Below are 22,339 nucleotides of genomic sequence, written 5' to 3'. Positions count from 1 at the left end.
CAGATCGAAGCGCAGCGAAGTCGAAACATGCGCGGTCCGGAACCTGCTTGCACTATGATTCCGGACGAATGTTCGCTTCGCGAGGCCCACGCATGCTGACGATTGCCCTGATTATCCTGACCGTGGTCGTGACGCTCGTCGTCGTGCTGGTGATCGCGAATCTGACGAGCGGCGAGAAGAAGATCGAGCACAAGATCGAACGGCTCTACACGAGCGACGATCCGCAATTCATCCGTTCGATGGGCCTGCTGCTCGGGCCGCCCGTCATCGGCGGCAACCGCTTCGAGGTGCTCGTGAACGGCGACGCGATCTTTCCGTCGATGCTCGAAGGCATCCGCGGGGCGCGCGAAACCATCACCTTCGAGACCTTCATCTACTGGTCGGGCGCGATCGGCGAGGACTTCGCACACGCGCTGTCCGACAAGGCGCGTTCGGGCGTCGCGGTGCACGTGCTGCTCGACTGGGTCGGTTCGTCGAAAATGGACAAGCGCTATCTGAAGATGCTGCGCGACGCGGGCGCGGAGGTCATCCAGTATCACAAGCCGCACTGGACAGGGCTCGGGCGCATGAACGACCGGACGCACCGCAAGCTGCTCGTGATCGACGGGCACATCGGGTTCACGGGCGGCGTCGGCATCGCCGAGGAATGGACCGGGCACGCGCAAGACGAGAAGCACTGGCGCGACACGCATTTTCGCGTCGAAGGCCCCGCGGTCGGGCAGATGCAGGCGGTCTTCATGGACAACTGGATCAAGGCGACGGGCAACGTGCTGCACGGCCCGACCTACTTTCCGCACATCGAGGCCGTGGGCGAAGGCTGCGCCCACATGTTCAGCAGCTCGCCCTCGGGCGGCAGCGACGACATGCAGTTGATGTATCTCATGGCGATTACCGCCGCGACGCGCTCCATCCACTTGTCGAGCGCGTACTTCGTGCCGGACAAGCTGACCATCAACGCGATCGTCGAGGCGGCGAAGCGTGGCGTGCGCGTGCGCATCATCACGCCGGGCAAGCGTATCGACACGCACACGGTGCGCGAGGCGTCGCGCGCGTGCTGGGGCGACCTGCTCGCGGCGGGCGTCGAAATGTACGAATATCAGCCGACGATGTTCCATTGCAAGCTCATCGTCGTCGATGAATATCTCGTGTCGGTCGGCTCGACCAACTTCGACAGCCGCTCGTTCAAGCTCAACGACGAGGCCAACCTGAATATCTACGACCGCGATTTCGCGCGCCAACAGACGGTGATTTTCGATGAAGACGTCGCCCGCGCGAAACGCATCACGCTCGACGACTGGCGCCGCCGTCCGCTCGCCGAAAAGCTGCTGGAGCACGTCGCCGCGCTGCTCGATTCGCAGCTTTGACGTTCGCGGAAAGCGCATTGCGAATATTCCTCGTCCGGGGCTAAAGATCGCCGGACGTAAGCCGATAAGACGCTCACGCAATCGAGTCTTCGGGCTATTCGCAACTATGCACGGCACATACAACCTCTGGCTGGTCGCGACATCGCTCGTAGTCGCGACGCTCGCCTCTTATACCGCGCTCGACATCTCGGGCCGGATCGCCTCGCTCGCGCAATCGCGCGTCCGGCACATCTGGCTCGCGGGCGGGGCGGCGTCGATGGGCATCGGCATCTGGTCGATGCATTTCATCGGCGTGCTCGCCTTCGAACTGCCGATTCCGCTCGGCTACGACTTCAAGATCACGGCCGGGTCGCTCGGCATCGCGGTGCTCGTGTCGTTCTTCGCGCTCTTCGTCATCACGAGCAGACGGCTCACGGCGCGACGCCTCATCGCGAGCAGCCTGCTGATGGGCGCGGGCATCGCGGCGATGCACTACACCGGCGACGCCGCGATGCGCATGCAGCCGGCGATCGTGTACGACCCGCGCCTGTTCGCCGCATCGATCGCGATCGCGGTGATCGCTTCGGGCGCGGCGCTGTGGATCGCGCACACGCTCTCGGACGCGAACCAGACCAACGTGCTGGGGAAGCGCGCAGGCGCGGCGCTGGTGATGGGCATCGCGATCACCGGCATGCACTACACGGGCAATGCGGCGGCGGAGTTCCTGCCGGGCTCGATCTGCGGCGCGGCCAACGATGTCGATGCGAACTGGCTCGCGACCACCATCGTGCTTTTCACGCTGGCGATCCTGATCATCACGCTCGTGCTGTCGCGCTTCGACGCGCGCACGGCGCTGCTCGCCGGCTCGGTGTCGCGCCTGAATGGCCAGATCGTGCGCATGGCGACCTTCGACACGCTCACCGACCTGCCGAACCGCCGCACGATGAACGAGCGCATCGATCGCGCGATCAGACACGCGAAGCATAGCGGCAGCCGCTTCGCGATTCTCTTCATGGATATCGACGGCTTCAAGACCATCAACGATTCACTCGGCCATACGGTCGGCGACGAGGTGCTCAAAGCGTTCGCGCGCCGCCTGCAGGAATGCGTGCGCGGCGGCGATACGGTGGCGCGCTTAGGCGGCGACGAATTCGTCGTGATGCTGGAAAACCTGCACGCGCCGACCGATGCCGAGAAGATGGCCGAACGCATCCTCGAAGCGATGAAACAAGGCCTGCTCGTCGGGAATCATCCGTTGCAGGTGATGCCGAGCATCGGCATCGCGCTCTATCCGCAGGACGGCGACAGCGTCGAATCGCTCCTCAAGCACGCGGACGTGGCGATGTACGAGGCGAAGCGCGGCGGGCGCAGCACGTACCGCTTCTTCGAGGCCAGCATGAACGAGGCGGCGGTACGCACCTTGCAGATACAGCAGGCGCTGCACGAGGCGTTGAACGGCGGTCATTTCTATCTGCTGTTCCAGCCGAAGTTCCGCGGCAGGAGCGGCGAACTGGCGGGCGCGGAGGCGCTGATCCGGCTGGATCATCCGGAGATCGGCACGCTGACGCCGCTCGAATTCATCCCGATCGCGGAGCGTTCCGGTCAGATCGTGCAGATCGGCTACTGGGTCGTGCGCGAGACCTGCCGGCATCTGGCGCACTGGCGCGCGGAAGGGCGTCCGTCGGTGAAGGTGGCGATCAACCTGTCGCCGCGGCAGTTGCACGAGGCGGATCTCGTCGAGAACATCATGACGATCGTGCGCAAGGAAGGCGTGCAAAGCGAGCAGATCATGTTCGAGATCACCGAGACGGTGGCGATGCAGGACGCGCCGCGCACCATCGAGATGATCCGCGCGTTTCAGGAGAATGGTTTCGAGATCGCCATCGACGATTTCGGCACGGGGTATTCGAGCCTCGCCTACTTGCAGCGTTTTCGCGCGAAGCAGTTGAAGATCGACCGCTTCTTCACGAACGGACTCGACGAGAACGGGCAGGAAGGGCGCGCGATCGTCTCGGCGATCATCGCGCTCGCGCATTCGCTCGACATGGACGTGGTCGCGGAAGGCGTCGAGACGGGCTCGCAGCTCGACCGGTTGCAGGACATGATGTGCGACGAGATGCAGGGCTTTTTGCTGGCGATGCCGCTTTCGGCCGATGCGTTCGGGGTGATGCTGGAGCGGGGCGAGGTGAGTGTGTAGGGCGCTTTCTAAAAAACACTGACGCCCTCAATCCATCGCCGCATGCGCAACCGATTCATCCGCGGCACCCTTGCCCGCCGGCCGGATCAGCAACAACAACGGCACCACCAGTAATGTCGCGACGAACATCAGCTTGAAATCGTTGAGATACGCGATCATCGACGCCTGCTGCGTGATGGTCTGATTGAGCATCGCCATGTCCTGCATGGAGCCGCCGGACAGGATCGATTGCATCGCGGGATTGAACGGCGTCACCTGCGCGGCGAGGTCCGCGTGGGCGACCTGCGTGTTGCGCGTCATCAGCGTCTGCACGATCGAAATGCCGATACTGCTGCCGATATTGCGCATGAGGCTGTAGGTGGCGGTGCCGTCGGCGCGCAGCTCGGGCGTGAGCGTCGAGAACGTCAGCGCCGACAGCGGCACGAACACGAGCCCAAGCCCGAAGCCCTGGATCACGCCCGGCCACACGATATCCGAGGCCGACAGCACGATCGTGTAATGCATCATCTGCCAGAGCGCCAGCGCCGAAATCAGGAAGCCCGAGAGCAGCAGCAAGCGCGCATCGATGTGCTTCAGGAGCCGCCCCGCGACGAGCATCGCGATCATCGTGCCCGCGCCGCTCGGCGCCGTGACGAGGCCCGTCGTCGCGACGGGATAGTTCATCAGATTCTGCAGCATCGGCGGCAACAGCGCGCGCGTCGCGTACATGACCGCGCCGATCACGAAGATGAAGCACGTGCCCGTCGCGAAATTGCGATCCTTCAGCAACTGGTATTTGAAGAACGAGCGCGCGCCGGCCGTCGCCGTATGCGCGATGAAGAAGACGAAACTGAGCGCCGCGAGCAGCGCCTCGATGCGGATTTCCATCGAGCCGAACCAGTCGAGCTGTTCGCCGCGATCGAGCATTGCCTGGAACGCGCCGATCGCAAGGCCGAGCGTCGCGAAGCCGAACGCGTCGAACTTCACCGCGCGCCGCGCGGCCTGCGCGGGCAGGAACGTCGTCACGCCGAAGAGCGCGAACGCGCCGATCGGCACGTTGATGAAAAATACCCAGCGCCAGTTGTAGCTGTCGGTGAGCCAGCCGCCGAGCGTCGGACCGAGAATCGGCCCGACCATCACGCCCATGCCCCAGACGGCCATCGCCTGGCCCTGTTTCTCGCGCGGATTGATGTCGAGCAGGATCGATTGCGACAGCGGCACGAGCGACGCCCCGAAAACGCCCTGCAACAGCCGCGACGCGACGATCTGCGCGAGCGTCTCCGACAGCCCGCAAAACGCCGACGCCACCGTGAAGCCCGCAATCGAAATGCACAGGAGCTTTTTCACGCTCAACCGGTCGGAGAGCCAGCCGGTGAGCGGCGTCGCGATCGCCGCCGCGACGATGTAGGACGTCAGCACCCATGTGATTTCGTCCTGCGACGCCGACAGGCTGCCCTGCATATGCGGCAGCGCGACGTTCGCGATCGTGCTGTCGAGCGTCTGGATCAGCGTCGCGAGCATGATCGAGACGGTCAGCATGCCGCGGTTCAGGGGCGCCGCGGCGCTTTCCGTGGAGACTTCGGAGGACATGGACGTGGCCGCGAACTGGCGGCGTTTGTAAGTAGGGTGATGATAAGCAGGCTTATTATAGGCCATGCGCGACGCGGCGCAATTCGGTCAATCACCGGGTGCGCGCCGACTGCACGCATCGAAAGCTCTTCCATATAATCGCGCGATGGAAACCCAACTCGACAAGCGCTTCGGCTTTCTCGTCGCGGACGTGGACCGCCTGTGCGGCAATCGTTTCGACGTATTGGCCAAGTCATCGCTCAATCTCACGCGCGCGCAGTGCCGCGTGCTGGCCTATCTTTCGCATTACGGCGAAGTGAATCAGGCGCGGCTCGCGGAACTGCTCGAAGTCGCGCCGATCTCCGCCGGACGTCTGCTCGACCGCATGGAAGAGGGCGGATGGATCGAGCGGCGCCTCAATCCCGACGACCGCCGCGAACGCCAGGTCCGCATGACCGCGAAGGCGGAAAAGGCGCTCGACAAGGCGCGGCGCGTCGGTGACGAGATCACGTCGGAGGCGCTCGCGGGTTTCAGCCGGCAGGAAAGCGAGCAACTCATCGCGCTGCTGCAACGGGTGCGCGGGAATCTGAGCCGCATCGTCGACCGTTGAGCGGTCGTGGCCGCCTCTGCCGGTTTCGGCGCGTCGTGCTAACGTGCCGCGCGTGGATCGCGGATTGCTTGCGCGATCCACGCAAGCGCTGTTGTCAACTGTCGCCATCCATCCGGAGAAGATCGATCATGAAGAAACGCACCGCACCGTTGGCCGTCCTCGCGCTGTCCGTCGCCGCATTCGTCGCGATACCCGTCGCGCAGGCGCAGGACACGGCCGCATCCACGCCGAAGCAGATCAAGAAGGCCCAGAGCAAGGAAGCGCGCGCGAAGAAGAATGCCGAGCTGAAGCAACTGGAGCAAAACGGCTACAACCCGGCGGGCGAACAGACGAACTATCCGCAGAATCTGCAGAACGCGCAGGCGAAGATCAACGCGCAGAAGGCCGGAAAGCCGGCCCCGGCGTCGGCGCCGTGATCTGTCGATTCGTAGCGTGAGGACGCGGGACGCTTCCCGCGTTTTCAGTCGAGCTGATACGACAACGTCGCGTTGATCCGCGGACTGCGCGACGAACTCTCGACCGGTGCGTCGCCCACGGCCTTCGCCACCGACAAATCGATGCTGTAGTGCTTCGCATCCGACACCCGAAAGCCGACGCCCACCGAGGATAACCTGCGCGGATTCGCCGTTCCGCCGTGCAGAAACACGCGCGCGGCATCGACCATCACGTATGGCGTGAAGCTTCTGAGATACGTCATGTCGGCGCCGATCGGACGGTTCACTTCGAACGACGCGCCCCAGCCCGAATCCCCCGACGCCTCGCCCGGCTGATAACCCAGCGCGAAACGCTGCGCGCCGAACGAGATCTGCTCGGAGGTCGGCAGCGTATCGGGCGAATACTGGCCGGTCATCGAAACGACCGTGCCGATTTTCCACGGCCATTCGTTGCTTTGCGTGTAGGTCGCGCCGGTGCGCACGAACGTCAGTGAAACCGGATTGACCGGCGCATAGCCTGCGATATTGGTTTGCGCGCTCTTCGATGCGCCGAGCACGTCGAACGCCTTCGCGACATTGAAGCTCGCGCGCCGCACGATGCCCGTGCCGATGCCGGTGTAATCGAGCTGCACTTGCGCGACGCGAATCTGCGAGCGCTGCGACAGATAAGGATTGCCCGCCGCGATCGTGTTCTTCAGGCGGTCTTCGTCGTGCGACGCATACACGGTCGCCGTGCCGACGACGCTGCGCGCATTGCTCAGCATGAACGGATACACGCCGGAAAACGCGAGCTTGTCGTTCACGACCGTGCGCTCGATATAGGAGGGCAGGCCCGGATTGTCGACGGGGTGGCCGTGGTAATGCGAGGCATCGATCTTCGCGGTGAAGCCGTCGGCGCCGATGGGCAACGCGCCGTTCACCGCGTAATACGTCTGATCGTCGCGGCCTTTGGGCAGCAGCGCGGAAGCCGTCAGCGATTCGCCGAGGCCGAGCATGCCGTTCTCCGTCGCGCTCAGAATGCCCTGCACGCCCGGATGATTGAAGTCGATGCCGGTGCTGACATTGAACGGCTTGCGTTCGACATCGAGTTCGAGCGCGGTCGCGCCATCGGTATTCTGCGGCGGCGCGACGGTCGCTTTGGTCTTCACGCCCGGAATCATCCCGAGCACGTTGATATAGCGCTCGAAGCTCGCCTGCGTCAGCGGCCGGTCCCCTTGCAGACGCTCTGCGACCGCGCGGATGCGCTTCTCCGCCGCGCCCGCGTTCCCCTTCACGACGACCTTCGCGATATATCCCTCGACGATGGTCACCCGCACGACGCCGTCCTGAAACGTCTGCGCCGGCACGAACGCGAACGACAGCGCGTAGCCGTGCTCCTTGTAGAGCGCGGTGACGCCGTTCGCGGCCTCGATCAACTGACCGATGGTCACGTCCTTGCCGACGACTGGCGTGAAGCGCGCGGCGATCTGCGCGAACGGCAGCGCCTTCACCCCTTCGATCTCGATCTTCGTCGGCGTGAGATGACGCGCGAGCAGCGCATCGAGCGCGGGGGCGGGCGGCGCGACGTTCACCGAGACCGGCGCTTTGGGCGGGGCGTTGACCTGCGGCAGCGCGTCGAGCGGATTGCCGCCGAGATTCGCGCGCGGCGCGGGCTGCGTCTGAGCGTAAGCGTGATGCGATGCGATCGGCGCCGCAAGCGCGGCGAGCATGAGCGCCCGTGTCCATTCACGGATCTTCATTGTGATGCCCTCGTAGGGTTGCGAGAACGTCGTCGCGTTCTTCGTCGATGCGGGGCGCGAGGCCGTTCATCGACCTCGCTCCCCGGTGAGCGTGATGACTAGCGCCGCGTGCCTCCCAACACGCCGCCGACGAGCGATCCCACCGCGCCGAGCAAGCCGCCGTTGTTCGCGCTGCCGGTGTTGTTGCCGGTGGTCGTCGAAAGACCCGCGCCTGCGCCCGCACCCGCCGTCGCCGATCCCTGGTTGGCCGCGACGGTCACGCCGACCACGCCTGTCACCGATGTCACGGTGCCGAGCACGGAGCCCGCGGCGCCCGGCGAGCCGGTCAATGCGCCGACGACGCCAGTGACAGGCGCGAGCACGCCGCCCGCTGCGCCGGTCGCGCCGGTCGCGCCCGTCAGTCCGCCGACGACCCCCGTGACGGGCGCAAGCACGCCGCCCGCACCCGATCCGCTCACCCCGCCGAGCACGCCCGTCAGCGGCGCAAGCGGGCTCGCCCCCGGCGCGCCGTGCACCAGCCCGCCCGCCGATGCCACCGTCTGCCCCGTCGTCGACACGAGATTGCCGACGCCCGCCGTGACCGGATTGCCGCCCGTCGCGGCGATGTTCTTGCCCGCGTTGTTGAGCGTGCCGCCGAGCGTCGTCAGCAGAGTGTTGACGGGCGTGCCGAGTCCGCTCGCCGCGCCGACGGTCTGCGTCGTCGAACCGGCGAGCGCGGTGATCGGCGTGATTGCCTGACTGACCGTCTGCGTGAGTTGTTGCACGGGCGCGCTCGTGAGCGTCTGGCCGAGCACGCCGCCTGTCTGCGTGACGGCGTTCCCCGCGATTCCGACGATGCTGCCGACAGGCGTCGTCACGGGCGCGAGCGGCGACAGCGCGCCGCTGCCGATGCTCGAGACGAGCGTGCCCGCGCTCGATACCGTCGCGCCCGTCTTTTCGACGACGCCGCCGAGGCTCGCCGCCGTCGTGCCCACCGGATTCGCGCTCGTGCCGATGGTGCCGAGCCCGGCCGAGACGCCATCGCCGAGCGTGGACACGGCCCCGCCGAGATTCGATACGACATCGCCGGCGGCTTTCGTGGTGCCCGCGCCGACGCCGGGCGCGGCCGTCGATCCGATCGCCGTGCCGACGCCCGATACCGCGCCGCCAGCGGCGGACACCACGTTGCCGGTCTTGTCCGCGACGGCCGCGACGGGCTGCGGGGTCGTGCCGCTGCCCGATCCGCCGCTGCCGCCGCTCCCGCCGCTTCCGCCGCCGGTCCCCCCGCTGCCGCCACCGGTGCTGCCGGTGCTGGTCCCCGAACCGCCGCCCGACCCCGTTCCCGAACCGCTGCCGCCAGCCGAGCCCGAGCCGCCGCCATCGCCGGTCGCGATCGCGCCGGACCCCGCGCCCGAACCCGCCGACTTGCTCATCGTTCCCGACCCGCCGCATGCGCCGAGTGCGAGCACGCTGGCGACCGCCGCCGCGATGACGGTCTTCGCCAGAATTTCGCGTCCGATATTCCTCGTATTCATTTGGCCCTCGATGTCTTGTATTGAACGAACCGCGGGGAATTAACTGCATTAGGTGTGCCATCGCACGGACAAAGAGGGCGGTCGATGAATCGGTGAGCGATTTGATCCCACGCGTCAAGGACTTACGTAGAAGCGCGGGCTTTACCGTCGTTTGTGAAATCGGTTCCGCAGCGCCTTATGTAACGTTACGAACGGCTGGCTGTGTTACGCCGCGCTGGGTTACGCAATCGCGCTGTGCTGCCGATAAGCAGGAAATAAATGCTCTGTGTCATCGCGCGAAACAGTTGCTTCTACTGATATTCCGGATACGGTTGCCAAAATGCAGCATTCGTAAAGGACGCGTCCAAATAAACGGTCAGACAATAATTGATTTTGAGATAGGCTTGCGTTATAAATCGGCTAACCGAAACCTCTTTCCCTGGCAAACGTTCGCGAGGTGTTATCGAGAGAGAAGGCGACAAGAAAATCAGAGTTGTAATGCACATTCGACGTGTGGTCCGGCCGGGGGCGTTGCACGCGCCTGCCCGACGCACGGCGGAAAAACATATGCGGCCAGAGAGAAGCAGCACCAGACCGAGGACATAAAAATGAACGCAAACATCCTGCAATTCATTCGCGACCGCCGCGGGATTACCGCCATCGAATATGGACTGATCGCCGGTGTCCTCGCACTCGGGATCATGACGGCGGTCGGCGATGTCGCCACTCAACTGAAAAGCACGTTCGAGGCGATCAAGACGGAGCTGTCGAAAACCACGTCTTGAAGCGATGAGCGGCATTCTCCGCTATTCGGTTCGCGCCTGATCGGCTAATCGCGGAAATTCGCGCCGGTTAATTCCGGCGCGGGCATTCCTATTATCGGGCGTCTCTTAATCAAGCATCCGTATTAAACCGGATGAGGGTTTCGCTTTGCCATGCTTTCAATCGAATCCGCGATATTTATCGCCTGGGCGCTCGCCATCGTTATATTCGACTGGCGGCGCAGGCTGATTCCGAATGCGCTCATTATCGTGGGTGCATCGTGCGCGCTCGCTTTTGCCGCCGCGCACATCTCTCCTTTCGATACATCCATCGGCATCGCGCTGATCGGCTTCGGCGCGGGATTCGTCGCGCTGATGCCGTTTCATGTGCTCGGCATGATGGGCGCCGCCGACGTCAAGGCATTCGCCGTGCTCGGCGCGTGGTGCGGACCGCGTGCGCTCGTCGGGATCTGGGTGGCGGCGAGCCTCGCGGCGTTCGTGCATGCACTCGTGCTGCTCGCGCGCCGCCGCGCCGTGTTCGCATTGCGCGATCTCCCCGACACCGCGACGCTCGAAGAACGCAGGCGCAACAGCACGCCGTACGGTGCGTTGCTGGCGGCGGCCGCGATCGGGCATCTCGCGCTTGTCGCGACCGGAGCGCACGCATGACGCGCCGGCCCGGCCGTCACGCTCAACGCGGCAACATGGCGATCGAATTCGCGATCGTGTTTCCGCTGTTCTTCGTCGTCTTCTACGCGATCGTCACCTACAGCCTCATCTTCGTCGCGCAGCAATCGCTGACGCTCGCGGCCGAAGAAGGCGCCCGCGCCGCGCTGCGCTTTCAGGCGAACGCACAGAGCGTCGACGACGCCCTCGCGCGCCGTGGCGCCGCCGCGTGCGAGACCGCGAAGGGCCTGACGAACTGGCTCGCGGGCTTCGCGCAATGCAGCGCCGCGCCCGCGCCGTGCGCGTATGACGCGACGCTGCGCTGCATCGAAATCACGCTCGATTATGGCTACGCGCAACGGCCGCTCGTGCCGACGCTGCCGCTCTTCGATCTGGCGCTGCCCGATGCGCTCGTCGCGCGCGCGATGGTTCAACTCGATCCGGACAACGTGCTATGAGCGCGCGCGTTCGCATCCACTTCTGATGACGTCATGGCCCATCTCACCCGCACCTTCGCCATCCTGCTATTCGGGCTCGCGCTCGTCCTGGGCATCTTCGCGGTGATGCTCGCACGCGAACCCTCGCCCGCGCCGGAGCATGACCGCGCGCCCGCGCATGCATCGGCGATGGCGACGCCGCAGCGTCTCGTGCCGGTTGTCGTCGCGGCGCGCGATCTGCCCGCGGGCAAGGCGATCGACGCCGACGCCCTCACGGTGCGCATGCAGGCGGAATCGTCACCGGGCGCGTTCGGCGACAGCGCCGCGCTGGTCGGACGCGTGCCGCTCTCGGCGGTGCAAAAGGGCGCGCCGCTGACCGCCGACGTGCTGTCGAGCGGCCTCGCCGATGTCGTCGTGGCGGGCCAGCGCGCGGTGGCCGTGCGCATCGACGAGACGAATGCGGTCGGCAACTACGTGCGTCCGGGCGATTACGTCGACGTGTTTTTCACGCTGAAGCGCGAGGGCGGCGCGGCGAACGGCGATGCCGAGATCGCGGCGACGCAGGCGCGGCTGCTGTTGTCGAAGGTGCGTGTGCTGAGCATGGGCGACGCGTCGCTCGGATCGGGCGAGACCAAGGGAAAAAGCGCGGCTCAGGCGAGCCCGCGCACGGCGGTGCTCGCGATCCGCACCGCCGATATCGACGCGCTCACGCTCGCGGAAAGCGCGGGCCGCCTTGTGCTCGCGCTGCGCAATGCCACCGATGACGAAACGCCCGCGCCGCCCGCGTTCGCGCCGCTGCATGCATCGGCGCGGGCCGACAGCGCCGCCGATCGCGCAGCCGCAGGCATTTCGCTCGGCACGCTCGCGGGCGCGCGTGTCGCGGCGCGTGCCGTCGATAAGCCACGCAGCGCACGGCCGCCAGCGAGCGACGAGATCGAAGTGATTCGCGGCGGGCGCGCGGAACGCGTCGCGTATTGAACGAACCGCAGGCCATACATAACGATGACAAGAAAACGGCAACGCAGCACCGGATCGAATCGATGGAAGAGCGCGGCGCTCGCCGCATGCGTGGCGGCCGCGCTCGCCGTCGATGTGTACGCGGCATCGCGCGATGCTTCGCAAGCCGAAGCGTTTTCAACCGCCGACGCGAGCGTCATCGCGCTATCGACGGGCGCGCAGAAACCGCTCGCGCGCGGCCGGACGATCACGCGCGTCGCGGTCGGCGATCCGTCGGTCGCGGATGTGAACGTGCTGAAGGGCGGCGGCGTGCTGCTCGTCGGCAAATCGGCCGGAACGACGAACCTGATGCTGTGGGAACGCGGCCGCGATGCGCCGCTGTCGTACACGGTCGAGGTCGCGGCGGCGGCCAGCGCCGCGCTCGCCGACGCCGAAGCGCCGCAAGTGCGCGTGCTGGGAAAAACCGCCGTGCTCACCGGCACGACGCCGACGATGGACAAGCATCAGCGCGCGGTGGCGGCGGCGCGCGCGTCGGTGGGCAAGGACGGCGCGCTCGTCGATGCGTCGGCGGTGGCAACGAAAAGCGTCGTCCAGGTCGATGTGAAAGTGGTCGAGTTCAGCAAGACCGTGCTCAAGGAAGCGGGCTTCAATCTGTTCTCGCAGAACCACGCGGGCTTCGCGTTCGGCACCTTCGCGCCGAGCGCGCTCACGAGCGTCACGGGCGGCGCGACCAGTCCGCTCGCCGTGACCGCGACATCGCCGATCGGCTCCGCATTCAATCTGCTGCTCAACTCGACCTCGCGCGGGCTGTTCGCGAACCTGAGCCTGCTCGAGAGCAACAACCTCGCGCGCGTGCTCGCGCAGCCGACGCTCGTCGCGCTGTCGGGGCAAAGCGCGAGCTTTCTCGCGGGCGGCGAGATTCCGGTGCCGGTGCCGCAATCGCTCGGCACGACGACCATCGTCTACAAGCCCTACGGCATCGGACTTGCGCTGACGCCGACGGTGCTCGGCCCCGAGCGCATCGCGCTCAAGGTCGCGCCCGAAGCGAGCCAGCTCGACTTCGCGCACGCGATCACCATCGATGGCGTGTCGGTGCCCGCGCTCACCACGCGCCGCGCGGAAACCGCCGTCGAACTCGGCGATGGCGAGAGCTTCGTGATCGGCGGGCTGGTCGATCGCGAAACGGCCTCCAACGTCAACAAGGTGCCGCTGCTCGGCGATCTGCCGATCATCGGCGCGTTCTTCAAGACCTTGCAGTACTCGCAGCAGGATCGCGAACTCGTGATTATCGTGACGCCGCATCTCGTCGCGCCGATCGCGAAGAATGCGGCCTTGCCGTCGACGCCGGGCCAGCAATCCGAACAGCGCGACGGTCCGGTGTGGCGTTCGTTCATCGGCGGGGCGCTGTCGTCCGATGCCGCGCCGGGGTTCTCGCGATGAGCGCCGCCTCCGCGCCGCCGACACGCTTTCTCTGCGCGAGCCCCGACGCCACGCGCCGCGACTGGCTGCAACGCGCGCTGGCGGACGCGGGCGCGGTCGAAGCCGCGCCGTGCGATGCCGCGGGATTCGTCGCGCGCATCGGTGAAAGCGCGCCGGCGATCGTGTTCGTCGATTTCAGCAACGCCGGCGCGAGCACGCTCGCCCACGCCGCCCGCGATGCCTTTCCCAACGTGCCGATCGTCGCGCTCGGCACGCTCGCGACGCCCGCCCCGGCGCTCGCGGCATTGCGCGCGGGCGTGCGCGATTTCATCGATATCGGCGGGCCCGGCGACGATGTTCTCGCGATCGCGCAGCGCCTCATCGACGAGCGGCCGCTTGCGCGCGGCGAGCCGCCGAGCCGTCACGGCAAGCTGACGGTGCTGCTCGGCGCGCGCGTCGGCGTGGGCGTGAGCACGCTCGCCGCGAATCTCGCGGTGAGTCTGCAAAGGCGCGGCACGCGGGCGGGCCGCGCGATGGCGCTGCTTGATCTCGGCCTGCCCGCCGCCGACAGCGCGCTCTTGCTCGACATGCGCTGCGAGCTGCATTTCGTCGATGCCGTGCGCAACCTGCGCCGCTTCGACGACACCTTCGTGAACACCGCGTTCGCGCGTCACGCGAGCGGCCTCGCGCTCACGACGCTGCCCGCCGATCTCGCGGAAATGCGCGCGATCTCGTTCGCGTCGGCGGTGAGCACGTTGAATCGGCTGCGCGCGTATTTCGATCATCAGATCGTCGATCTGTGCGGCTTCTCGAATACGGAATTCGTCGGCGAGACCTTGCAGGCGGCGGACGAAGCATGGCTCGTCTGCGATGCGAACGTCGCGTCGGCGGTATCGGCGATGGCGCTGCTCGACGCCTTGCGCCCCGCCGATGAAAACGCGCCGCCCGCGAAGATCGGTCTCGTCGTGAACAAGTTCGATGCCGCGCTGAATTTTGGCGCGGATCAACTGGCGCAGCGGCTCGATCTGCCGCTCGTCGGCGTGTTGCCGGAGCGCGCGCAGGCGCTGGGCCGCGCGGTGAATCAGGGGCGCCTCCTCGCCGATTGCGCCGAACGCGATCCCTACGTGCGCGCGCTCGCACCGCTGGTCGCGCGTCTCGCGCGTCTGCATGGCGAGCTTCCCGATGAAGCCGCGCACGAGCCGAAGGCGGGCGGCGGGCGGCTGAGCGCGCGCGCGGCGATCAACGTCGCGCATCTCCTTCCCAACTTTCTCAGACGGTCATAGACGATGGCTCAGGACTTCAGCAAGGACATCGCGTTCGCGAACGATCTGGCCGAAGACGCCGTCGCGTTCGCGCATTCGCAGCAGTTTCAGGATGTCGCGACGGCGGCGCACGAGCATCTGCTTACGCGCATCGAGGAACTGGGCGCGGAGTTCGGCCGATGGTCGCGTCAGGCGATCCAGCAATTCGTCGATCTGGAGATGGACAGCTTCGTGCGGCTGCGGCGCGTGCCGCTGAACGAGAGCGAAGTGCGGCTGGTTGCGGCGGCGCTGACGAAGGAACTCGCGGGCTTCGGTCCGCTGGAAGATCTGCTCGCCGATGCCGCCGTCGAAGACATCCTCATCAACGGCTACAGCGACGTGTATGTGTCGCGCCACGGCATGCTGGAAAAGATTCCGGTGCGTTTCGCGGACAACGCGCACTTGCTGCGCATCGTGCGTCGCATTCTCGCGCCGATCGGACGGCGGCTCGACGAGTCCAATCCGATGGTCGATGCGCGCCTGCCCGACGGCGGCCGCGTGAATGTCGTGATCGAACCGCTGTCGATCGATGGTCCCGTCGTATCGATCCGCAAGTTCAGGCGCGATCCGCTGCGCCCCGACGATCTGCTCGCCAACGGCACGTTCAGTCAGGACATTGCCTCGCTGTTGCAGGCGGCGGTGGACGCGCGCTGCAACGTGCTCGTGTCGGGCGGAACGAGTTCGGGCAAGACATCGCTGCTGAACGCGCTCGCGTTCTTCATTCCGAAGCACGAGCGCGTCGTGACGATCGAGGATACGGCGGAACTCTCGCTGAATCATCCGCATGTCGTGCGGCTCGAAAGCAGGCCCGGCGGTTTCGACGGCGCGGGCGTCGTGTCGATCCGCGATCTGTTGCGCAACACGTTGCGGATGCGCCCGGACCGGATCATCGTCGGCGAAGTGCGCGGCGGCGAAGTGCTCGAAATGCTTCAGGCGATGAACACCGGCCACGACGGTTCGATGGGCACCGTTCACGCAAGCTCGCCGCGCGAGTGTCTCTATCGGCTGGAAATGCTCGCGGGCTTCGCGGGTTTTCAGGGCACGGAAGCGAGCCTCAGAAGACAAATCGCCAACGCGATCGATTTCATCGTGCAGATCGGACGGCTCTCGAACGGGCGGCGGCGCATTCTCTCCGTGACCGAAGTCACCGGCCTCTCCGACAACATCATCGCGATGCAGGAGTTGTATCGCTACGAGCCTTCCGTCGACGCCAGCGGCAACGAAGAAGATCGCTGGACCTGGCTCGGCATCCATCCGAGTTCGACGAAGCTCGCGAAGTTCCGGCAGGCGCTCGGCGTCGCGCTGTCGGAAGGCTTCGGACATTCGGGGCGTTTCGGCGGGGGCTTCAATGTATAGAGCCGTCGCCATCATCGCGATGCTCGCGCTGCTGTGCGCGGCGGCCGCGCTCATGCTGTGGCGGCGCGGCACGCACACGCGCGAGCGCGCGCTGACCGAGCGTTTCGTCGATCGGCAAGTGCAGGCGCCTCGGCCGCAACGCGCTCCACGGCCCGTCGCGAGCGCGCCGGCCACGGCGGCGCCGAAGGGTATCGCGTCCGGCATCGTGTCCGGCATCGCGCGTGGGCGTGCGGCGTTCGCGAATCTGATGCATCGCGCGGGCATCGAACGTCCGCGCGCGCTCGCGGGCACGACGCTCGGCATCGCCGCGTGCGCCGGGCTCTGGTGCGCGCTGCGCGCCGGGCCGGTGATCGGCGCGGGCGTCGCCGCGCTCGTGCTCGCCGCCGTGTACGCATGGCTCGCGTGGCGCGCGCAGAAGCGCCAGCAGCGCATCGTGCGGCAGCTGCCGCCGTTTCTCGATGGCATCGTGCGCATGATCGTCATCGGCCATAGCGTGCCCGCCGCGTTTCAGGCCGCGCTCGCGAGCGCCGAAGCGCCGCTCTCCGAATGCCTCCAGCGCGCGCTGCCGATGTTGCGCACCGGCGCGGAGATCGATCACGCGCTAGGCGCGGTCGCGCGCATGTATCGCGTGCGCGAGCTGGAGCTCGTCGGCTCGGTGCTGCGCGTATCGGTGAAATACGGCGGCCGCTCCGACGTGATGCTCGACCGCATGGCCGCGATGATGCGCGATCTGGAGCAGGCGAGCCGCGAGCTCGTCGCGCTGTCGACGGAAACGCGGCTGTCGTCGTGGGTCCTCGGACTCCTGCCGATCCTGCTCGGCGCGATTGTGATCGTGACCAACCCCGCCTATTTCGATGCGATGTGGAGCGACGCGCTCGGCAAGCGCCTCGTGTATGTCGCCGTCGCGCTTCAGATGCTCGGCGCATGGCTGCTGTACCGGCTCGCGAGGCTCAGGACATGAACATGACGCCCGCCTTGCTCGGCGCTTTCGCGCTCGCAGCCGCCGCGCTCGGGGCCGGTCTGTGCGGCGTGCTCGCGCTCGGCCGCTACGCGCGCATGCAGCGCTCGGCGCGCACGCTCGATCACGCGTTGAAGGAGCGCACGACGACGCCGCCCGCGCAGGAGACCACGCCGCGAAAAGGCGTGCTCGCCGCGCTCGGCCGCGCGAGCGCCGCGTGGCTCGATACGCCGTTCGGGCGCGTCGCGGTTGCGGAGGAGGATCGTCGGCTGCTCGAACGCTGCGGCTATCTCGACGCCGGCGCGCGCGGTCATTTCCTCGCGGCGCGCATCGCGGGGGCGCTCGCGGCGCCGCTCGCATTGCTCATGTTCGGGCACGGCGCGGCGCACGGTGCGCGCTTCGTGCTGCTGCTGTTCATGGCGTTGTCGGCGGGCTTCATGGCGCCGAAGTGGTTCGTGCGCCGCCGCGCGAATGCGCGCCAGAGCGCGGTAAACAGTGAACTGCCGATGTTCGTCGATCTGCTGCGGCTCCTGCAAGGCGTCGGGCTGTCGCTCGATCAGAGCCTGCAAGTGATGATTCAGGACTTCAGGAACGTGCTGCCCGTGCTGTCGATGGAACTCGCGCTCGCGCAGGCGCAGTTCGCCACCGGCCGCACCCGCGAGCAGTCGATGAAGCGCCTCTCGACGAGTTACGACAACGAGGATCTCGCCGCGATCGTGCGGCTCATCGTTCAGGTCGAAAAGCATGGCGGCGCGGTGCAGGAGCCGCTTAAGCAATTCGGCGACCGCCTGCGCGAAACGCGCCGCGCGCTGCTGCGCGAACGCATCGGCAAGCTCACCGTGAAGATGACGGGCGTCATGGTCATCACGCTCCTGCCGGCGCTGCTGATCGTCACGGCGGGGCCGGGCTTCATCGCGGTGGTGCGTTCGCTGTCGGCGCTTCATCGATAAAGGGATGCTCATGATTCGTGCACTCGTTCTGCCCTTGATCTGCGCGACGCTCGCCGCCTGCGCGACGAAGCAGGAAAACGGTTATGGCGTCGGCATTCAGGCCGAGCGTCAGGCCGCGCTCGATCAGGCGCAGCAAAAGGACGCCGCGCCCGACACGCCCGGCATGTATCTCGCGCTCATCGACCGGATGCAGACGCAGGGGCTCTGGTTCGCGTCGCTCGCGCATATCGACGCATACGAGCAGCAATACGGCGAATCGCCCGACACGATTCTTCTGCGCGCCGATGCGCTGCGTCAGACCGGCCAGCCCGACGCGAGCGCCGCCGCTTATGCGCGCCTCGCCGGCACGCCGCTCGCCGCGCGCGGCCTGCGCGGTCTCGGCCTGCTCGCGGGCGAGGCAGGCGATTTCGCGGGCGCGGCGCAACGCTTCGAGGCGGCATCGAAACGTGCACCGACCGATGCGCTCACGCTGTCCGATCTCGGTTACGCGCGCCTGCGCATGGGCGATGTCGCGGGCGCGCGCGTGCCGCTCATGAAGGCCGCCGAGCTCGCGCCGAACAATCCGAAGATCCTGAGCAACGTCGCGCTGTTTCTGCTCGCGAGCGGGCAGGCGGCGAACGCGCAGGGCCTGATGACGCAGCAGAAGTTTTCGGCGGACGTGCAGCAGGCGATTCGTGTCGATGCGAAGCGCGTCGCCGATGCGGCGCGCGCGAGCGTCGCGTCACGCTGATATCGACGATGAGGAGAAGCGGATGAAACGAATCGGCATGCTCGTGCTGTGCATGGCTTGCGGCGCATTGCAGCACACGACGCGCGCGCAGAGCGCAAGCGAGATCGGCCATGCGACGCAGGCCTGGCTTACGCTTCAGGCGAGCAATGCGGCCGCCGCGCCCGCGCAGCCGATGCCCGGCGCGCAGGCGGGCGCGGCCTACGAGCGCTACCTCAAGTCATTCGACACGCCGATTCCGGCGCGCTACGGCTCTTCGTTCGAAGACGCCGGGCGGCCGTCGCTCGACGTGAACTATCGCGACATGAACTGACGATCCATGACGACGCATCGATACATCGTGTCAACCCGGCAGCGCCAGCGCGGCGCGGCGGGCACGCTCGCGGCGATCTGGCTCGTGGTCGCCGTCGCCGCGCTCGGTGCGATCGATATCGGCAATCTCTTTTTCGCGCGGCGCAGCCTGCAAAGCGTCGTCGATCTTGCTGCGAGCGCGGGCGCGCAAGTCGTCGATGCCGCCTGCACGCGCGCGAAGGCCAGCGCGAACGGCAGCGCGACGAGCAACGGCTTCGATCCATCGGCCGCGGGTCACGGCCTGACCGTCACATGCGGGCGCTGGGACGCGCAGGTGAACGCCGCGCCCGACTACTTCTCGACGAGCGGCACGCCTGCCAACGCGGTGAAAGCGACGGCCTCGCGCATGGTGCCTTACTTCTTTCTCGGACCCGCGCGGCAAGTGACGGCGACGGCCATCGCCAAGTCGACGGACGTCGGCGCGTTCTCGATCGGCACGACGCTCGCGAGCATCGGCGCGGGCGCGGTGAATAGCCTGCTCAATGCGCTGCTCGGCACGAATCTCAATCTGTCGCTGGTGTCGTATCAGGGGCTCGCGGATGCGCGCGTGCGTGTCGGCGATCTCGTCACCGCGGCGGGCATCGGCACGGTCGAGCAACTGCTCGCGACGAAGCTCACCGCCGCGCAGATCGCCAGACTGATGCTCACCGCGCTGCAGACGACGAATGTGGCGAACGCGAGTCTCTCGACCGCGCTCGGCGCGATGGGCGCGATCGTCAACGCGAATATTTCCGGCAACCAGACGATTTCGCTAGGGAGCATCGACGGCGCGCCGGGACTGCTGTCGGTCGGGCTCGCGAATACGCAAAGCGCGCTCGATGCGACCATCAGCCCGCTCGAAGCCTTGTTCGTGACGGCGGAGATCGCGCAGGCGGGCAAGGCCGCCGCGACCGTCGGCGCGGGGCTGACGTTGCCGGGGCTGATTTCGGCGGCGCTCAAGGTGCAGATCGTGCAGCCGCCGGTGCTCGCCATCGGCGAAGCGGGCAAGGACGCGAGCGGCAACTGGCGCACGCTCGCGCGCACGGCGCAGGTGCGTGCGTTCGTCGATGTCAGCGTGCTGCAACTTCCCTTGCCCGTGGGCTTCGGCGGCGCCCAGCCGATGGTGCATCTGCCGCTCTATATCGAAGTGGCGCCCGGCGCCGCGTGGCTCGTGTCGACGCAATGCCAGGGCGCGGCGTCGGCGCGCCGCTCGGTGATCGGCGTGCAGACGGGCATCGCGAACGTCTGCGTCGGCGATACGCCCGCGAACATGGGCGCGTTCAGTTGCACGCAGCCCGCCACGCTCGTCACCGTGCCGAATCTGCTGACCGTGAGCCTCGCCGCGAGCCTGCCGGCGACCATGCCCGCGTCCGCGACGACGCTGTCCTTCGACGGCGTGAGCGGCAACGGCGACGACTATCAGGCGGTTCCTTCGGCGCCGGGCGCGTCGCTCGCCAACGCGCTCTCGGGCCTCGGCGCGAGTCTCTCGGCGCCGGGCGGACTCTCGGTCACGTCACCGATCCTGCCGCCCTTGCTGCTCGACACCGTCGCGCCGCTCTTGCTCGGTCTTCTGGTGCCGATGCTCGCGACTGTGCTCACAGGCCTCGATCAGGTGCTCGTGCCTGTCCTGCAACTGCTCGGCGCGCAAGTGGGAACGAGCATGATTCACGACCTGTCGCTCACCTGCGGCGAGTCGCAACTGGCTTATTGAACGACATGAGACAGAACAGCAAAATCGATGGTCTCGATATCCACGTATGGGAGGGCAAGGCCGACGTCGTCGAGCGCGTGGTGCGTGCGATGTCGGGTCAGGACGTGGACGTGCTGCGCGCGGACGGCACGTCGATCAGCGCGCCGCGCGAGTCCGACCGTCCCGCGCTCGCGATCATCAGCGTGAGCGTGATCGATGGCGGCGCGTTCGTGTTGCGCGACTGGGAAGCGCGTCATTCGATGCCGGTCGTCTGGGTCGGCGCGGCGCCGCGCGAGCGCGATCCGTCGATGTTTCCGCCGGACTATTCGCATATCCTGCCGCTCGATTTCACCGGCGCGGAGTTGCGCGCGATGGTCGCGAAGCTCGCGCGGCAACTGCGCGCGCACGGCGAGGACACGCAGGCGTCGCACGCATTGATCGCGCATGCGGAGTGCATGGAGGCGCTGCTGCATGAAGTCGATACCTTCGCCGATTGCGACACGAGCGTTCTGCTGCATGGCGAGACGGGCGTCGGCAAGGAGCGTATCGCGCAACTGCTGCACGAGAAGCACACGCGTTATCGCGACGGTCCGTTCGTGCCGGTGAACTGCGGCGCGATCCCCGATGGCCTCTTCGAATCGCTCTTCTTCGGACATGCGAAAGGCTCGTTCACGGGCGCGGTGCTCGCGCACAAGGGCTATTTCGAGCAGGCGAACGGCGGCACGCTTTTTCTCGACGAGATCGGCGACTTGCCGCTCTATCAGCAAGTAAAGCTTCTGCGCGTGCTGGAAGATCAGGCGGTCACGCGCATCGGCTCGGCGACGCCCGTGCGGCTCGAATTCCGGCTCATCGCGGCGAGCAACAAGTGCCTGCCGCAACTCGTGAAGGAAGGCGCGTTTCGCGCGGACCTGTATTACCGCCTCGCGGTGATCGAGCTGAAAATCCCTTCGCTCGAAGAGCGCGGCGCGGCCGACAAGATCGCGCTCTTCAAGGCGTTCATCAGCGAAGTCATCGGCAAGGAGAAGCTCGATGCGTTGCCCGAGCTGCCGTACTGGCTCGCGGATGCCGTCGCCGATGTGTATTTCCCCGGCAACGTGCGCGAGCTGCGCAATCTGGCGGAGCGTGTGGGCGTGACGGTGCGGCAACTCGGCGCGTGGGACGAAGCGCGCGTGAAGCGCCTGCTCGTGCTCGCACGCAATGCGAGAGCCGCGCCCGAAGGCGGATCGGACTTGCTGGTCGATCGCAGCAAGTGGGACATGAACGAGCGCAATCGCGTGATCGCGGCGCTCGATGCGAACGGCTGGAGAAGACAGGATACGGCGCAGTATCTCGGCATCAGCCGCAAGGTGCTGTGGGAAAAGATGCGCAAGTTCCAGATCTTCGACGAAGAGCCGGAGACACGGCCGATGTAGCGCGGAGGATA

Annotated in this window: 20 protein-coding genes; 17 read left to right on the top strand and 3 right to left on the bottom strand. The window is 66.6% G+C overall.

Translation table 11 applies throughout. The features are described 5' to 3' along the window. Positions 1-92 precede the first annotated feature (92 nt). The gene (cls, locus tag IAG25_RS08015) at positions 93-1,364 is read left to right on the top strand and encodes a cardiolipin synthase (protein ID WP_187604365.1); all 1,272 of its coding nucleotides are present in this window, start codon (positions 93-95) and stop codon (positions 1,362-1,364) included. A 106-nt stretch (positions 1,365-1,470) separates the two neighbouring features. Next, positions 1,471-3,540, top strand: coding sequence for a putative bifunctional diguanylate cyclase/phosphodiesterase (locus IAG25_RS08010; RefSeq protein WP_187604364.1), 2,070 nt, complete (start codon positions 1,471-1,473; stop codon positions 3,538-3,540). 27 nt (positions 3,541-3,567) lie between these two features. Here the strand turns inward: IAG25_RS08010 and IAG25_RS08005 are convergent, their stop codons facing one another. Next, positions 3,568-5,109, bottom strand: a complete 1,542-nt coding sequence (locus IAG25_RS08005; protein ID WP_187604363.1) for a DHA2 family efflux MFS transporter permease subunit — start codon at positions 5,107-5,109, stop codon at positions 3,568-3,570. Positions 5,110-5,254: 145 nt separating this feature from the next. On the opposite strand from IAG25_RS08005, the gene IAG25_RS08000 reads away from it, so the two are divergent. After that, on the top strand, positions 5,255-5,698 hold the full coding sequence (locus IAG25_RS08000) for a MarR family winged helix-turn-helix transcriptional regulator (protein WP_035509686.1): 444 nt from the start codon (positions 5,255-5,257) through the stop codon (positions 5,696-5,698). Positions 5,699-5,826: 128 nt separating this feature from the next. Continuing rightward, positions 5,827-6,114 carry a DUF4148 domain-containing protein gene (locus tag IAG25_RS07995; RefSeq protein WP_187604362.1) on the top strand — a complete coding sequence of 96 codons (288 nt, stop codon included), beginning with the start codon at positions 5,827-5,829 and terminating at the stop codon, positions 6,112-6,114. Between the two features lie 44 nt (positions 6,115-6,158). Here IAG25_RS07995 and IAG25_RS07990 read toward each other — a convergent pair whose 3' ends face one another. Beyond that, on the bottom strand, positions 6,159-7,871 hold the full coding sequence (locus tag IAG25_RS07990; RefSeq protein ID WP_187604361.1) for a ShlB/FhaC/HecB family hemolysin secretion/activation protein: 1,713 nt from the start codon (positions 7,869-7,871) through the stop codon (positions 6,159-6,161). Between the two features lie 98 nt (positions 7,872-7,969). After that, complete coding sequence (locus tag IAG25_RS07985; RefSeq protein ID WP_187604360.1) at positions 7,970-9,385, bottom strand: collagen-like triple helix repeat-containing protein; 1,416 nt, start codon at positions 9,383-9,385, stop codon at positions 7,970-7,972. Between the two features lie 587 nt (positions 9,386-9,972). Between IAG25_RS07985 and IAG25_RS07980 the strand changes: the two genes are divergently transcribed. From IAG25_RS07980 to IAG25_RS07920, 13 genes are all read left to right on the top strand, one after another. Further along, positions 9,973-10,149, top strand: coding sequence for a Flp family type IVb pilin (locus tag IAG25_RS07980; RefSeq protein WP_187604359.1), 177 nt, complete (start codon positions 9,973-9,975; stop codon positions 10,147-10,149). A gap of 150 nt (positions 10,150-10,299) precedes the next feature. Further along, positions 10,300-10,794, top strand: coding sequence for an A24 family peptidase (locus tag IAG25_RS07975; protein ID WP_187604358.1), 495 nt, complete (start codon positions 10,300-10,302; stop codon positions 10,792-10,794). Next, positions 10,791-11,249, top strand: coding sequence for a TadE/TadG family type IV pilus assembly protein (locus IAG25_RS07970; protein ID WP_187604357.1), 459 nt, complete (start codon positions 10,791-10,793; stop codon positions 11,247-11,249). The genes IAG25_RS07975 and IAG25_RS07970 overlap by 4 nt, the downstream gene beginning before the upstream one ends. 33 nt (positions 11,250-11,282) lie before the next feature. Then, positions 11,283-12,206 carry a Flp pilus assembly protein CpaB gene (cpaB, locus tag IAG25_RS07965; protein WP_187604356.1) on the top strand — a complete coding sequence of 308 codons (924 nt, stop codon included), beginning with the start codon at positions 11,283-11,285 and terminating at the stop codon, positions 12,204-12,206. Positions 12,207-12,230: 24 nt separating this feature from the next. After that, positions 12,231-13,625: a type II and III secretion system protein family protein gene (locus IAG25_RS07960; RefSeq protein ID WP_187604355.1), complete on the top strand. Its 1,395-nt coding sequence runs from the start codon at positions 12,231-12,233 to the stop codon at positions 13,623-13,625. Further along, the gene (locus IAG25_RS07955; protein WP_187604354.1) at positions 13,622-14,887 is read left to right on the top strand and encodes a fimbrial protein; all 1,266 of its coding nucleotides are present in this window, start codon (positions 13,622-13,624) and stop codon (positions 14,885-14,887) included. The genes IAG25_RS07960 and IAG25_RS07955 overlap by 4 nt, the downstream gene beginning before the upstream one ends. Before the next feature lie 3 nt (positions 14,888-14,890). Next, complete coding sequence (locus tag IAG25_RS07950) at positions 14,891-16,261, top strand: CpaF family protein (RefSeq protein ID WP_187604353.1); 1,371 nt, start codon at positions 14,891-14,893, stop codon at positions 16,259-16,261. Further along, a complete protein-coding gene (locus IAG25_RS07945) occupies positions 16,254-17,222 on the top strand; it encodes a type II secretion system F family protein (protein WP_187604352.1) in 969 nt (322 codons plus the stop codon). The genes IAG25_RS07950 and IAG25_RS07945 overlap by 8 nt, the downstream gene beginning before the upstream one ends. 2 nt (positions 17,223-17,224) lie before the next feature. Further along, positions 17,225-18,169 (top strand): type II secretion system F family protein, encoded by a 945-nt coding sequence (locus IAG25_RS07940; RefSeq protein WP_187604521.1) that lies wholly within the window; start codon positions 17,225-17,227, stop codon positions 18,167-18,169. A 4-nt stretch (positions 18,170-18,173) separates the two neighbouring features. Continuing rightward, positions 18,174-18,899, top strand: a complete 726-nt coding sequence (locus tag IAG25_RS07935) for a pilus assembly protein (protein ID WP_255503579.1) — start codon at positions 18,174-18,176, stop codon at positions 18,897-18,899. 37 nt (positions 18,900-18,936) lie between these two features. Beyond that, a complete protein-coding gene (locus tag IAG25_RS07930) occupies positions 18,937-19,209 on the top strand; it encodes a DUF3613 domain-containing protein (protein WP_255503607.1) in 273 nt (90 codons plus the stop codon). 27 nt (positions 19,210-19,236) lie between these two features. Continuing rightward, entirely contained in the window at positions 19,237-20,937 is a 1,701-nt protein-coding gene (locus IAG25_RS07925; protein ID WP_309243925.1) for a TadG family pilus assembly protein, read from the top strand. Between the two features lie 5 nt (positions 20,938-20,942). Beyond that, a complete protein-coding gene (locus tag IAG25_RS07920; protein WP_187604349.1) occupies positions 20,943-22,328 on the top strand; it encodes a sigma 54-interacting transcriptional regulator in 1,386 nt (461 codons plus the stop codon). Positions 22,329-22,339 lie beyond the last annotated feature (11 nt).

This window comes from Caballeronia sp. EK (assembly GCF_014384845.1).
GTDB lineage: Bacteria > Pseudomonadota > Gammaproteobacteria > Burkholderiales > Burkholderiaceae > Caballeronia > Caballeronia jiangsuensis.
Note: the sequence above shows the minus strand (reverse complement) of the source record. Positions and strands in the feature narration are given on the sequence as shown.

Excerpts from the sequence above, each read along its gene's own strand:
- IAG25_RS07920 (WP_187604349.1), top strand. The coding sequence starts at position 20,943 with ATGAGACAGAACAGCAAAATCGATGGTCTCGATATCCACGTATGGGAG.
- IAG25_RS08000 (WP_035509686.1), top strand. The coding sequence starts at position 5,255 with ATGGAAACCCAACTCGACAAGCGCTTCGGCTTTCTCGTCGCGGACGTG.
- IAG25_RS08010 (WP_187604364.1), top strand. The coding sequence starts at position 1,471 with ATGCACGGCACATACAACCTCTGGCTGGTCGCGACATCGCTCGTAGTC.
- IAG25_RS07985 (WP_187604360.1), bottom strand. The coding sequence starts at position 9,385 with ATGAATACGAGGAATATCGGACGCGAAATTCTGGCGAAGACCGTCATC.
- IAG25_RS07945 (WP_187604352.1), top strand. The coding sequence starts at position 16,254 with ATGTATAGAGCCGTCGCCATCATCGCGATGCTCGCGCTGCTGTGCGCG.
- IAG25_RS08005 (WP_187604363.1), bottom strand. The coding sequence starts at position 5,109 with ATGTCCTCCGAAGTCTCCACGGAAAGCGCCGCGGCGCCCCTGAACCGC.
- IAG25_RS07940 (WP_187604521.1), top strand. The coding sequence starts at position 17,225 with ATGACGCCCGCCTTGCTCGGCGCTTTCGCGCTCGCAGCCGCCGCGCTC.
- IAG25_RS07970 (WP_187604357.1), top strand. The coding sequence starts at position 10,791 with ATGACGCGCCGGCCCGGCCGTCACGCTCAACGCGGCAACATGGCGATC.
- IAG25_RS07975 (WP_187604358.1), top strand. The coding sequence starts at position 10,300 with ATGCTTTCAATCGAATCCGCGATATTTATCGCCTGGGCGCTCGCCATC.
- IAG25_RS07955 (WP_187604354.1), top strand. The coding sequence starts at position 13,622 with ATGAGCGCCGCCTCCGCGCCGCCGACACGCTTTCTCTGCGCGAGCCCC.
- IAG25_RS07930 (WP_255503607.1), top strand. The coding sequence starts at position 18,937 with ATGCTCGTGCTGTGCATGGCTTGCGGCGCATTGCAGCACACGACGCGC.
- IAG25_RS07980 (WP_187604359.1), top strand. The coding sequence starts at position 9,973 with ATGAACGCAAACATCCTGCAATTCATTCGCGACCGCCGCGGGATTACC.
- cls (WP_187604365.1), top strand. The coding sequence starts at position 93 with ATGCTGACGATTGCCCTGATTATCCTGACCGTGGTCGTGACGCTCGTC.
- IAG25_RS07960 (WP_187604355.1), top strand. The coding sequence starts at position 12,231 with ATGACAAGAAAACGGCAACGCAGCACCGGATCGAATCGATGGAAGAGC.
- IAG25_RS07995 (WP_187604362.1), top strand. The coding sequence starts at position 5,827 with ATGAAGAAACGCACCGCACCGTTGGCCGTCCTCGCGCTGTCCGTCGCC.
- IAG25_RS07990 (WP_187604361.1), bottom strand. The coding sequence starts at position 7,871 with ATGAAGATCCGTGAATGGACACGGGCGCTCATGCTCGCCGCGCTTGCG.
- cpaB (WP_187604356.1), top strand. The coding sequence starts at position 11,283 with ATGGCCCATCTCACCCGCACCTTCGCCATCCTGCTATTCGGGCTCGCG.
- IAG25_RS07935 (WP_255503579.1), top strand. The coding sequence starts at position 18,174 with ATGCTCATGATTCGTGCACTCGTTCTGCCCTTGATCTGCGCGACGCTC.
- IAG25_RS07950 (WP_187604353.1), top strand. The coding sequence starts at position 14,891 with ATGGCTCAGGACTTCAGCAAGGACATCGCGTTCGCGAACGATCTGGCC.